Origin of the sequence: Spiribacter pallidus, assembly GCF_040838495.1 — a bacterium.
Taxonomy (GTDB): domain Bacteria; phylum Pseudomonadota; class Gammaproteobacteria; order Nitrococcales; family Nitrococcaceae; genus Spiribacter; species Spiribacter pallidus.
In genome coordinates this window covers 374,857-387,596 of the sequence record NZ_JBAKFM010000001.1, presented here as the reverse complement: position 1 = coordinate 387,596, position 12,740 = coordinate 374,857, and the positions used below count along the sequence as shown (strand labels likewise).

The following is a 12,740-nucleotide window of genomic DNA, read 5'->3' as shown; positions in this document are numbered from 1 at the left end:
CGTTCAGGCCGTGGCAGCCGGGCTGACCTGCGCGGTGGCGGTGGCAGCGATCAGGGGCGCCAGCCGGTCGACGATCCGGTCGGCCTCGGCGTCGCTGAGGATCATTGGTGGCAGTAAACGCACCACCGAGCCGGCGGTGACATTGATCAGCACGCCTTCATCCAGGGCCTGTTGCACCAGGGCGGGGCAGGGCTCGGCCAGTTCGATGCCGATCATCAATCCGCGGCCGCGGATGTCCACGATATTGGGGCGCCCATCGAGGGCCTGGGCAAATCCTCCGCGGATGCGGCTGCCCAGGGTCTCGGCCCGGGCCATCAGCCCTTCTTCGTTGATGGTATCGAGCACGGCCGTGGCCGCCCGGGTGGCCAGGGGGTTGCCCCCAAAGGTGGTCCCGTGACTGCCCGGCCCCAGTACCCCGGCGGCGGCGCCACCGGCCAGGCAGGCACCGATGGGCACGCCGTTGGCGAGCGCCTTGGCCAGGGTGATCACATCCGGTCGCACGCCTTCGTGCTGGTGCCCGAACCAATACCCGGTGCGGCCCACGCCGGCCTGCACCTCATCGAGCATCAAAAGCCAGCCATGACGGTCGCAAAGCGCCCGCAGCCTGCTCAGGTAGCCATCATGGGGCACTACGATGCCGCCCTCGCCCTGGATGGGTTCGACGAAGACCGCCACGGTGTTGGTTGATGCCGCCTGTTCGATGGCGGGGATGTCGTCATAGGGCACGCGCACAAACCCGCCCGGCAGTGGGCCGAAGCCCGTCTGGGCGCGGGTGTTGCCGGTGGCGGCGAGGGCCCCGAGGGTACGGCCGTGAAAGGCGTTTTCCGCCACCAGGATTTCGGGTTGGTCGACCCCCCGGTGGTGGCCATAGAGGCGGGCCAGCTTGATCGCCGCTTCGTTGGCTTCGGCGCCGCTATTGGCAAAGAACACCTGCTCGAGTCCCGACAGCTGGGCCAATCGGTCACCCAGCGCCTGCTGATGGGGGATTTCGTAGAGGTTGGAGGTATGGACCAGGGTGTGGGCCTGTCCGGCCACGGCCTCGGCCACCGCGGGGTGGGCATGCCCGAGGTTGCAAACGGCAATACCCGAGAGGGCATCCAGATACTGTCGGCCGTCGGTGTCTTCGAGCCACGCACCCCGCCCCCGCCGGAACGCCACCGGCAAACGCGTATAGGTCGGCATCAGTGTCTGGGTGGATGAAGACATGCGGACAGCCTCTGAAAACACAAACGGCAGCCTGCGGCTGCCGAGCGTTCCATTATAGGATGGGGGCATTGCCGCCACAAGCAACGCCCATGCTCGCAAGCACTGTTGATCTGCATATGCACAGTACCGCCTCAGACGGCCGTTTGTCGCCTGCCACGGTGGTTCAGCGCGCCGCCGAGGCGGGTGTGGAGCTGATGAGCCTGACCGATCATGACACCCTCGATGGCGTGGTCGAGGCCCGCAAGGCGGCGGCCGATGCCGGTATCCGATGCCTGCCGGGCATTGAACTCTCCGCGCGTTGGGCCCGAGGCGTTGTCCATATTGTCGGCCTGGGAGTGGATGTCGATAACCGTTGTCTGCAGGACGGCGTCGCTGCCCAGCAGCGGGCCCGGCTAGCCCGCGCCCGGCAAATCGTCACTCGGCTCGAGCGTGCCGGGATCGAGGATCTGGAAGGGCGCCTCGCCGCGATGGTGGGCGGGGGCGTCCCCGGTCGGGCCCATGTGGCGCGTTGCCTGGTCGAGGCCGGTCATGCCCGGGATATCCAGCAAGCCTTCGATCGATTCCTGCAACGGGGGCGTCCCGGCTATGCGCCGGTGAGCTGGGCCAGCATCGATGCAGTGGTCGACTGGATTGGCCAGGCTGGCGGCATCGCCGTCTTTGCCCACCCGCTGCGCTACCGCATCTCCCGCGGCGCATTGCGGGCGGCGATCAGCGCTTTTGTCGAGGCCGGCGGGACGGCCATCGAGGTTTCGAATGCCGGCGGCGGGCGGGATGACTTGGCCGCCGCGGCGGCGCTGGCCCGGCGCTTTACGCTGAAAGCCTCGATGGGCTCGGATTTCCACGATCCGGATTTCCCCTGGATCCAGATTGGGCGACTGGCTCCGCTGCCGCGCGATCTCACGCCGGTCTGGGAGGATCTCGGGGGTGTGCAATGAGCGTGGACGAACCGCTCGACGATACCAACAGCCCGAGTCGGCCTTTCGCCGATCTGGGGCCGGTAACCTTGCTGGCCATGCTCGAATCCATCGGCCTCGAGCCGGACGGGCGGTTGCTCGAGCTCAACAGCTTTGAAAACCGGGTGTATCAGCTGGGCCTCGAAGACCAGCCGCCGGTCATCGTCAAGGTCTATCGTCCCGGGCGCTGGCCCGACGCCGCCATCGCCGAGGAGCACGACTTTGCCCGGGCGCTGGCCGCACAGGAGGTGCCGGTGGTCGCCCCGTTGGATTGTCAGGGGGCAAGCCTTCATCACCACGCTGGTTATCGCTTTGCGGTCTACCCAAGGCGCGGGGGGCATGCACCGGCGTTGGATCATCCCGAGACGCTGCAGTGGCTGGGCCGTCTGCTGGGGCAGCTGCACAACGTGGGTGCGTCGGATGCCTTCGCCCACCGGCCCGCCCTCGACTGGCACTGGATGGCCCGGCAAAGCCGGGATAATCTGCTGGCCGAGGGCTGGATACCCCATCATCTCGAGCCGGCCTATCGATCGGTGACCGAGGATCTGCTCACCGACATTGATGCGGCATTCCGGCGGGCGGCGTCCTGGCAGGCGATTCGCCTGCATGGGGATTTCCATCCGGGCAACATCCTCTGGACCGATGCCGGCCCGCATCTGGTGGATCTGGATGATTGTCTGAGCGGTCCGGCGATCCAGGATCTGTGGATGATGCTCTCTGGCGAGCGCGCCGAGCGGACCGGACAGCTCAGCGAGCTGCTTGTTGGCTACGAGCAGTTCCGCGACTTCGACCCCCGCGAGCTGCACCTACTCGAGGCACTGCGGACGATGCGCATGATGCGCTATGCGGCATGGCTTGCCCGGCGATGGCAGGACCCGGCCTTTCCGGCGGCCTTTGTCTGGTTCGATACACCGCGCTACTGGGAGGATCATATCCTGGCGCTGCGTGAACAGGCCGCCGCCATGCAGGAGCCGCCGCTGTGCGTATGATGCAGGCATTGGAGGGTTTTGACAGGGAGCGACACAGCCAATGATGATCGTTGTCATCGGTGCCGGAACCGTCGGGGTCAGCCTCGTTCAGCGCGCCCTCGCCGCCGGTCATAATGATCTGGTGGTAGTGGAGCCGGACCAGGCACTGGCCGACGCCTGTGCCGCGCAGTTCGATGCCCGGGTGCTGGCCATGGACGTGGGCGATGAGGGTTTTGTTCGCGAGACCCGGCTGGAGCGGGCGGAGGCATTGATCGCCACCACCGATGACGACGCCACCAACCTCATGGCGATGATGCTCGGCCAGGAGGCCGGCGTCGAGACACTGACCAGTACCGTGAATGGCACCACCCACCTGGGGCTTTTCAAACGCCTGGGTGTGCGCATCCTGGCCGATCCCGAACGGCTGGTGGCGCAGCATCTGTTGGACATCACGCTGCTGCCGGAGACCAGCGATGTGACCACATTGCGGGGCGGACAGCAGATCCTCGAGCTCCAGCTCGGCGAGGACTCGCCGTTGATCGGGCTGACCGACGCGCAGCTGCAGCAGGGCGACTGGCTGGATGGTGATCTGGAGCTGGTCGCCCGGATCCGCAACGGCGAGACCCGCGCCCTGAGCGATGACGAGACCCTGGCGGCCGGCGACGGGTTGATCCTTTTTGCGCCCGAGCGTCTTCGCGGGCGTCGTCGCCGGGTTTTCCGCGAAAAGCATCTGGAAGGCTGAAGCTTGCGCGAGATTCTTCGTGGGACCGGGTTTTTGCTGCATATCCCCGGGATCATGGCGCTGGTCTCGTTGCCGGTCGCGGCATGGGCGGACGAGGGCTGGGCGTTGGCCAACCTGCTTTTCACCGCCGCGCTGGCGCTGGCGGCCGGACAGGGACTGGTCTGGTCGAGCCGCGGGGCCGGGGGGTTTCAGCGTTACCAATCGATGCTGATCGCCGCACTCAGCTGGGTGTTGATTGCCGCGATCGGGGCGTTGCCCCTGTGGCTGGCCGCCCAGGCACCGGCGGCGATGGCCGGGGCGGCGATCAGCTTTCATACACCGGCCCACGCGCTTTTCGAATCGGTCTCCGGTTTTACCTCCACCGGGCTGAGCGTGGTCGAGCAGGCTGCCCGGCTGCCCGCGCATATCCAGTGGTGGCGAAGCCTGAGCCAATGGGTGGGCGGCATCGGGGTGATCCTGCTGCTGCTGGCGATCCTTCCGGCCGAGCGCGGCGCGATCAATCTTTACTTCTCTGAAGCCCGCGAGGAGAAGATCCTGCCCACGGTCAAATCCACCGTCCGGGCCATCTGGGGGATCTATCTCGCCTACACACTGATCGCCGTCGGGCTGCTGTGGCTGGCCGGCGAGCCCGGGTGGCGGGCCCTCAACCATGGCATGACCGCCATCGCCACCGGCGGGTTTACCATCACCGACCAAAGCCTTGTGAATACACCAACGCGGGTGCAGTTGGCCTATCTGCCCATCATGCTGGCCGGGGCGGTGAGTTTTGTTATCCACTACCGGCTGATCGTCGAGCGGGTGGCGCCGCCGAGGCTCTGGCGAATGGCCGAGCTGCGGCTGTTGCTCTGGGTCACGGTGGGCGGTGCGGCACTGCTGCTACTCGAACGCTGGCTCACCGTGGGTGACGGGGGCGGCCTGACCACGGTTTTCGTCTGGGTCTCTGCGGTCACCACCGCCGGCTTTACCGCCTCGGATCTCTCCGGCTGGGGGGACGGCCCGTTGCTGATGGTGTTGCTGGCCCTGATCATGGGCGGCATGGCCGGCTCGACCAGTGGCGGGGTCAAGCTGCTGCGGGTGAGCCTGTTGCTCAAAGACCTGCTCGCCCAGCTCCGCCAGCTCCGCGCCACTCCGCATCAGGTGGTGGTGCTTCGTCACGACAGCGAGCGGGTCAGTCCCGAGCGCATGGCTGAGCTCGGCCGCATCGCTTCGCGGCTTATCGGTATGTTCATGCTGCTCTGGCTGTTGGGCGTTCTGGTCATGCTGCACGGGGTGCCGGCGGACACCCGGCTCGGGCATGTCTTTTTTGATACCGCCTCGGCGCTTTTCAACTCCGGGCTCGCCACCGGCGTGGCCGGTCCCGGGCTGGGTACCGGGCCGAGCCTGGTATTGAGCGCGCTGATGCTGCTCGGGCGGTTGGAGATCTTCCCGCTGCTGGTGCTTGCGGCATGGGCCGCGGGCAGACGCTAAACGACCGGTCGATTGCTCGGCACGGACGGCGGCCAGTCTGTACAATGGAGGATTTAACCCATCGGCTCCGGCGCAGCAACCCAAGCGGGCAGCGCCGGGCATCCAGCCTTTCCGCGAGCAGAATCAATGACCAACGCCAACGCCTCGGATGTGCGCAACCTGCGCAACATCGCCATTATCGCCCACGTCGACCACGGTAAGACCACGCTGGTGGATCAGCTCCTGCAGCAATCCGGCACCCTCGAGTCCCGTGGCGAGGCGCAGGAGCGTGTGATGGATTCGAACGACCTCGAACGCGAGCGGGGCATCACCATCCTGTCCAAGAATACCGCCATTCAATGGCAGGATCTGCGGGTGAACATCGTCGATACTCCGGGACACGCCGACTTTGGCGGCGAGGTCGAGCGGGTACTGTCGATGGTCGATTCGGTGCTGCTACTGGTGGACGCTGTGGATGGCCCCATGCCGCAGACGCGCTTTGTCACCCAGAAGGCCCTGGCCCGGGGGCTCAAGCCTATCGTGGTCGTGAACAAGGTCGATCGCGACGGGGCGCGACCGGACTGGGTTGCGGACAAGACCTTTGATCTTTTCGACAACCTGGGCGCGAGCGACGAGCAGCTGGATTTTCCGGTGATCTACGCCTCGGCACTGAACGGTTACGCCGGCACCGAGGCCGAGGTGCGAAGCGGTGACATGACGCCGCTTTTCGAACTCATTCGTGACAGTGTGCCGTCACCCGAGGTGGATGCCGACGGGCCGTTTCGCATGCAGGTCATCAGCCTCGATTACAACAGCTATGTGGGGGTCATCGGCATCGGCCGCATCGAGCGCGGTCAGGTCAAAAGCGGGCAGACACTCAGTTGCATCGACCGGGATCGCAACAAGCGTCAGGTGCGTCTTTTGCAGGTTCTGGGGTTCATGGGCCTCGAGCGGGTCGAGGTGCCGGAGGCGAGCGCCGGCGATATCATCGCCTTTACCGGCATCGACGGGATCAATATCTCGGATACCCTGTGCGACCCCGCTTCCGTCGAGCCGCTGCCGGCGCTTACCGTCGATGAGCCGACCGTGTCGATGACCTTTCAGGTCAATACATCGCCGTTTGTCGGCCGCGAAGGCAAGTACGTCACCTCGCGGCAGTTGCGCGACCGGCTGATGCGCGAACTGGTCCACAACGTGGCGCTGCGTGTCGAGGATACCGAGGACCCGGAGAAGTTCCGGGTCTCGGGCCGCGGCGAGCTGCATCTGGGCATCCTCATCGAGAACATGCGTCGTGAGGGCTACGAGTTGGGTGTGTCGCGTCCCGAGGTCATCACCCGCGAGGTGGACGGCCGGCTCGAGGAGCCCTTCGAGCAGTTGACCGTGGACGTCGAAGAGGACTACCAGGGCGCGGTCATGCAACGGCTGGGCGAGCGGGGTGGCGAACTCACCGACATGCTGCCCGATGGTCGTGGGCGGGTGCGGCTCGATTACATCATACCGGCCCGGGGTCTGATCGGCTTTCGCACCGAGTTTCTGACCGCGACCTCCGGCACCGGGTTGATGTACCACGTCTTTGACCACTACGGCCCGGCCAAGCCCGCCGATTACGGGCAGCGCATCAACGGTGTGCTGATCGCCATGGCCGACGGCAAGGCGCTTGCCTATGCGCTATTTAACCTCCAGGACCGGGGCAAGCTTTTCATCGGCCCGGGTGAAGCGGTCTACGAGGGCATGGTCATCGGGCTGCACAGCCGTGACAACGATCTGGTGGTCAACCCCATGAAGGCCAAGCAGCTCACCAACGTCCGCGCCGCCGGGTCGGACGAAAACATCATCCTCACGCCGCCCCAGCGCCAGACGCTGGAGCAGGCGCTGGAGTTCATCGATGACGATGAGCTGGTCGAGGTGACCCCGGCAGCCATCCGCGTGCGCAAGAAATACCTCAAAGAGCATGAGCGCAAGCGGGCCGCCAAGTCGGCGGGCTGATCAGCGATCGCGCTTGATCACGTACTCGGCAAGTCGCCGCAGCGGGTCTGCGGCGCTGCCGAATGGCTCCAGTGCCGCAATGGCCCGGTCCTTGAGTTCGACGGCAAAGGCACGGGCCTTTTCCATACCCAGCAAACCGGGATAGGTGGTTTTGTCATGCCGGGCGTCCGCGCCGCTGGCCTTGCCCAGCTGTTGCGGGTCGCCGGCGACGTCGAGAATATCGTCCTGGACCTGAAAGGCCAGGCCGATGCAGCGGCCGTAGGCATCCAGCGCCGTGCGCTGCGCGGCATCCGCATCGACTGCACCGGCGGCCAGGACGCCCAGCCGCAGACTGGCCAGGATCAACGCGCCGGTCTTGTGCGAATGCATGTCCTCGAGATCCGCCGCGTCCGGGGTGCCGCCCACCGCCGCCAGATCCAGGGCCTGGCCGCCGGCCATGCCGCGCGAGCCGATCGCCGCGGCCAGGGTCTCGATCATGGCAAGCCGATGGGCCGGCGCCGGCGTCTCGGCGGCGGCCAGCAGCCGGAAGGCCAGCGACTGCAGCGCATCACCGGCGAGGATGGCGGTGGCCTCGTCAAAGGCGCGATGACAGGTCGCCCGACCCCGTCGCAGGTCATCGTCGTCCATGGCGGGCAGATCGTCGTGGATCAGTGAATAGGCGTGGATCATCTCCACCGCGCAGGCTGGCGGATCCAGCGCCGGGCCGGTTTCCCCGAAAAGCCCGCCGGCCTGGTAGACAAGAAAGGGGCGCAGCCGCTTGCCGGGGGCCAGGGTGGCGTAGCGCATCGCCTCGTGGAGCCGCTCGGGTGGCAGGGCCGCATCGGGCAGCACCGCATTCAGGGCGGTCTCGATGCGGTGGCGGGTATCCGTCAGCGCCGCGTCAAGGGTTGTCATCGTCCGCCTCGCCGAAGGGTTCCGGTTCGGCGTCGGCGTCCTTGCCCATGAGGATTTCCACCCGCTGCTCGGCCTCGGTCAGGGCTTTCTGGCATTCGCGGGTCAGGCGGATCCCTTTCTCGAAGCACTGCAATGACTGCTCCAGGCTCAGGTCACCGCGTTCCATCTGCTCGACCAGCCCTTCCAGGGTTTTGATCGCCGCTTCAAAGTCCGGCGCTTTCTCTTCGTCACTCATCCTTTAAGTCTATCGCGACAGGCCGATCGCCGCACTCGCCGGTCGCCGGGGTAGGCGTTACACTTCGGCGCGTCACGGGCTTGCCCGCAATTGTTCAGCCACTGACTGGAGGCATCGGCGCCGACTATGAGCGAACGCTATGATTCCGCGGCCATCGAGGTGCTCACCGGCCTCGACCCGGTGCGCCGCCGGCCCGGTATGTACACCGATACCAGCCGGCCCAACCATCTGGCCCAGGAGGTCATCGACAACAGCGTCGATGAGGCCATGGCCGGTCACTGTCGTCGCATTGACGTGACACTGCATCGGGACGGATCGCTTTCGGTCAGCGACGACGGCCGTGGCATGCCCGTGGATGTCCACCCCGAAGAGGGGGCGCCGGGGGTCGAGGTCATCCTCAGCCGGCTGCACGCCGGCGGCAAGTTCTCGCGCGAGAGCTACCAGTTCTCCGGCGGCCTGCATGGCGTCGGTGTCTCGGTGGTCAATGCCCTGTCGACACGGCTCGAAGTGACCATTCGCCGTGACGGGCAGGCCTGGCAGATGGCCTTCGCCGATGGCGAGAAGGTCCAGGACCTGCATGCGCAGGGCGAGGTTGGCCGACGGAATACCGGGACACGGCTGCATTTCTGGCCGGACGCCCGATATTTCGATTCGGCGAAGTTCTCGGTGCCGCGACTTCGACATGTTCTGCGCGCCAAGGCGGTGCTCTGTCCGGGGCTGACCATGCGGCTGCTGGAAGAGGCCAGTGGCGAGGAGACGGTGTGGTACTACGAAAACGGACTCGCCGACTATCTGACCGGCGCGTTGGGGGATCAGCCCCGCATCCCCGAGACGGGCTTCATCGGCCGGTTCGCCGCCGAGCACGAGGCGGCCGAATGGGCCGTTGTGTGGCTGCCAGAGCCCACCGAAACCATTCAGGAAAGCTACGTCAATCTGATCCCGACGCTGCAGGGCGGCACTCATGTCAATGGCCTGCGCACCGGCCTGACCGAGGCGCTGCGCGAGTTCTGCGAGTTTCGCAACCTCCTGCCCCGGGGGGTGCGGATTGCCCCCGAGGATGTCTGGGAGCGGGTGGCCTACGTGTTGTCGGTCAAGCTCGAGGAGCCTCAGTTCTCGGGGCAGACCAAGGAGCGGTTGTCATCGCGTGAATGCGCCACCTTTGTCTCGGGCGTGGTCAAGGATGCCTTCAGTCTGTGGCTCAATGAGCATACCGCCGAGGCCGAAAAGCTCGTCGAGCTGGTGCTTGCCAGTGCCCAGCGACGCATGCGGGCGGCCCGCAAGGTGACCCGCAAACGGGTGACCCAGGGGCCGGCCCTGCCGGGAAAGCTGGCCGACTGCACGGTCCAGGACCCGGCGATCAGCGAGCTCTTTTTAGTCGAGGGTGACTCCGCCGGTGGCTCGGCCAAGCAGGCCCGGGATCGTGAGTACCAGGCGGTGATGCCCCTGCGTGGCAAGATTCTCAACACCTGGGAGGTCGACCCGGCCGAAGTCATGGCCTCGCAGGAGGTCCACGACATCGCCGTGGCACTCGGGATCGAGCCCGGCTCGGAAGATCTCACCGGGCTGCGCTATGGCAAGGTTTGCGTGCTCGCGGATGCCGATCCGGATGGCGCTCACATCGCCACATTGCTCTGCGCCCTTTTTCTCAAGCACTTCCCCGCCCTGGTCCGGGCCGGGCATGTGTTTATGGCCATGCCGCCGCTCTATCGCATCGATGTGGGCAAGGACACCTGGTATGCGCTTGATGAGGACGAACGCCGGGGGATTCTCGATCGGATCGCCGCCGAGAATCGCAAAGGCAAGGTGGCCACCACCCGCTTCAAGGGGCTGGGCGAGATGAACCCGCTCCAGCTCCGCGAGACTACCATGGCGCGGGATACCCGGCGGCTGGTCCAGCTCACCGTCGATGCCCCCGAGCAGACCGAAAGCCTCATGGCCATGCTCCTGGGCAAACGGGCGGCCGCCCAGCGACGAGCCTGGCTGGAGCGCAAGGGGGATCTGGCCGAGGTGCTGGTGTGATCAGCCATCACCGCCGAGCAACAGGGAATGACAGGATAAGCGCATGAGCGAACAGACCCAGGGCCCGGACTACGAGCGCCGACCGTTACATGAGTTCACCGAAAAGGCGTACCTGGACTATTCCATGTACGTCATCCTCGACCGGGCACTGCCCCATGTCGGGGACGGGCTCAAGCCCGTGCAGCGGCGGATTGTCTACGCCATGTCCGAGCTCGGCCTGTCGGCGGCGGCCAAGCACAAGAAATCGGCCCGGACCGTTGGCGATGTGCTAGGCAAGTACCATCCCCACGGCGACTCCGCCTGCTACGAGGCCATGGTGCTCATGGCCCAGCCCTTCAGCTACCGCTATCCGTTGGTGGATGGGCAGGGCAACTGGGGCTCGGCGGACGACCCCAAGTCCTTCGCCGCCATGCGCTATACCGAAGCGCGTCTAGCGCCCTACAGCCGGCTCTTGCTCGAGGAGCTGGGGCAGGGGACTGTCGAGTGGCAGCCCAATTTTGACGGCAGCCTGGATGAGCCGGTGACTTTGCCGGCCCGGGTGCCCAATGTGCTGCTCAATGGCGGGACAGGCATCGCCGTTGGCATGGCCACGGACATCCCGCCCCATAACCTGCGCGAGGTGGCCGCTGCCTGCATTCGCCTGCTTGACGAGCCGGATGCGGATGTTGCCGCCCTTTGTGAGCACATCAAGGGACCGGATTTTCCCACCGAAGCCGAGATCATCACGCCGGCGGCGGAAGTCCACCGGCTCTATGAAACCGGTCAGGGTGGGCTGCGCCTGCGCGCGCGCTGGGAGCAGGACAGCCGGGATGTGATCGTCACTGCGCTGCCATTCCAGGTATCGGGCTCGCGGGTGCTCGAGCAGATCGCCGCACAGATGCAGGCGAAAAAGCTTCCCATGGTCGATGACCTGCGGGATGAGTCCGATCATGAAAACCCCACTCGGCTGGTGATTACCCTGCGCTCCAACCGGGTCGATGCCGACGAGGTGATGCAGCACCTGTTCGCAACCACCGATCTGGAGAAAACCTATCGGGTCAATCTCAACGTGATCGGTCTGGACGGTCGGCCCCGCGTGCGCAATCTCCGCGAGCTGCTGGCCGAATGGCTAGACTACCGCCGCGAGACGGTCCGACGACGGCTGGCGTGGCGCCTTGACAAGGTCGAGGCCCGGCTGCACGTCCTCGAGGGGCTGTTGGTGGCTTACCTCAATATCGATGAGGTCATCGCCATCATCCGTGAAGCCGACGAGCCCAAGCCAGCACTGATGGAGCGCTTCGGCCTTTCCCAGACCCAGGCCGAGGCCATCCTCGAGCTGCGGTTGCGGCATCTGGCCCGGCTCGAGGAGATGAAAATCCGGGGGGAACAGGATGAGCTGGCCGCCGAGCGGGACCAGCTGCAAAAAACTCTGGGCTCGCGGGCGCGCATGACCCGGCTCATTCAATCCGAGCTGCAGGCGGATGCCGAGCAGTACGGCGACGACCGGCGTTCGCCATTGGTCGAACGCGACAGCGCCCGGGCGCTCAGCGAGCAGGATCTGCTGCCCAGCGAACCGGTCACGGTGGTGTTATCCCAGAAAGGCTGGGCACGGGCGGCGAAGGGTCACGATATCGACCCGCAAAAGCTCTCCTATCGCGCCGGCGATGGCTTTGCCGATGCGGCGCCCGGGCGCAGCAACCAGTGGGCGGTGTTTCTGGACACCCTGGGGCGGAGTTACAGCCTGCCGGCCCATACGCTGCCTTCGGCCCGCGGCCAGGGCGAACCGCTCACCGGCCGGTTGCAGCCCCCCCAGGGCGGCTATTTTGTTCATGTGCTCTGCGGCGAGCCTGACGAAGGGGTGCTGCTGGCAGCGGATACCGGCTACGGGTTTGTCACCCGCCTCAAGCACCTGCAGGGCCGGCAGAAGGCGGGCAAAGCAGTGCTCAACCTGGGCGGCGGGTCGATCATCGCGCCGGTCAGCATCCCGCCCCAGGCCGCCCAGGTGGCGGTGGCGACCACGGCTGGCCGGTTGCTGGTCTTTGCGCTGGATCAGCTGCCCGAGCTGCCAAGGGGCAAGGGCAACAAACTGATTGATATTCCCGCCGCCCGGCGCAAGGATGCAAGCGAGAAGGTCGCCGGCCTGTGCGTGCTGGGCGATGGTCAGCCACTGGTGGTGGCGGCCGGAAAACGCCACCTCACCCTCAAAGCCGGTGACCTGGCTGGCTATGAGGGCGAGCGGGGACGCCGGGGCAAGGCGTTGCCCCGGGGGTTCCAGCGGGTGGACGGGTTGTCAGGACAACAGGGGGGCTAGA

10 protein-coding genes are annotated in these 12,740 nt (G+C 66.1%); 7 read left to right on the top strand and 3 right to left on the bottom strand.

All coding sequences use genetic code 11. The annotated features are described in order from the left end of the window. Nucleotides 1-3: 3 nt before the first annotated feature. The gene (locus V6X73_RS01860) at nucleotides 4-1,206 is read right to left on the bottom strand and encodes an acetylornithine transaminase (RefSeq protein ID WP_367958016.1); all 1,203 of its coding nucleotides are present in this window, start codon (nucleotides 1,204-1,206) and stop codon (nucleotides 4-6) included. Nucleotides 1,207-1,295: 89 nt separating this feature from the next. Here V6X73_RS01860 and V6X73_RS01855 point away from each other — a divergent pair, with 89 nt between their 5' ends. The 5 genes from V6X73_RS01855 (at nucleotide 1,296) to typA (ending at nucleotide 7,301) form a co-directional block, all read left to right on the top strand. After that, nucleotides 1,296-2,141: a PHP domain-containing protein gene (locus V6X73_RS01855; RefSeq protein WP_367981205.1), complete on the top strand. Its 846-nt coding sequence runs from the start codon at nucleotides 1,296-1,298 to the stop codon at nucleotides 2,139-2,141. Beyond that, nucleotides 2,138-3,148: a serine/threonine protein kinase gene (locus V6X73_RS01850; protein WP_367958018.1), complete on the top strand. Its 1,011-nt coding sequence runs from the start codon at nucleotides 2,138-2,140 to the stop codon at nucleotides 3,146-3,148. The genes V6X73_RS01855 and V6X73_RS01850 overlap by 4 nt, the downstream gene beginning before the upstream one ends. A 40-nt stretch (nucleotides 3,149-3,188) precedes the next feature. Continuing rightward, the gene (locus tag V6X73_RS01845) at nucleotides 3,189-3,869 is read left to right on the top strand and encodes a potassium channel family protein (RefSeq protein WP_367958019.1); all 681 of its coding nucleotides are present in this window, start codon (nucleotides 3,189-3,191) and stop codon (nucleotides 3,867-3,869) included. A 3-nt stretch (nucleotides 3,870-3,872) separates the two neighbouring features. Then, nucleotides 3,873-5,336 carry a TrkH family potassium uptake protein gene (locus tag V6X73_RS01840; protein ID WP_367958020.1) on the top strand — a complete coding sequence of 488 codons (1,464 nt, stop codon included), beginning with the start codon at nucleotides 3,873-3,875 and terminating at the stop codon, nucleotides 5,334-5,336. Between the two features lie 126 nt (nucleotides 5,337-5,462). Next, nucleotides 5,463-7,301 (top strand): translational GTPase TypA, encoded by a 1,839-nt coding sequence (gene typA, locus V6X73_RS01835; RefSeq protein ID WP_367958021.1) that lies wholly within the window; start codon nucleotides 5,463-5,465, stop codon nucleotides 7,299-7,301. On the opposite strand, the gene V6X73_RS01830 is transcribed toward typA, so the two are convergent. Both V6X73_RS01830 and V6X73_RS01825 read right to left on the bottom strand, forming a co-directional pair. After that, on the bottom strand, nucleotides 7,302-8,195 hold the full coding sequence (locus tag V6X73_RS01830) for a polyprenyl synthetase family protein (protein ID WP_367958022.1): 894 nt from the start codon (nucleotides 8,193-8,195) through the stop codon (nucleotides 7,302-7,304). Continuing rightward, a complete protein-coding gene (locus V6X73_RS01825) occupies nucleotides 8,182-8,430 on the bottom strand; it encodes an exodeoxyribonuclease VII small subunit (RefSeq protein WP_367958023.1) in 249 nt (82 codons plus the stop codon). The genes V6X73_RS01830 and V6X73_RS01825 overlap by 14 nt, the downstream gene beginning before the upstream one ends. A 126-nt stretch (nucleotides 8,431-8,556) precedes the next feature. Between V6X73_RS01825 and parE the strand changes: the two genes are divergently transcribed. Together parE and parC are read left to right on the top strand one after the other, a co-directional pair. After that, nucleotides 8,557-10,449: a DNA topoisomerase IV subunit B gene (parE, locus tag V6X73_RS01820; protein WP_367958024.1), complete on the top strand. Its 1,893-nt coding sequence runs from the start codon at nucleotides 8,557-8,559 to the stop codon at nucleotides 10,447-10,449. A 43-nt stretch (nucleotides 10,450-10,492) separates the two neighbouring features. Continuing rightward, nucleotides 10,493-12,739, top strand: coding sequence for a DNA topoisomerase IV subunit A (gene parC / locus V6X73_RS01815; protein WP_367958025.1), 2,247 nt, complete (start codon nucleotides 10,493-10,495; stop codon nucleotides 12,737-12,739). Nucleotide 12,740: the final 1 nt, after the last annotated feature.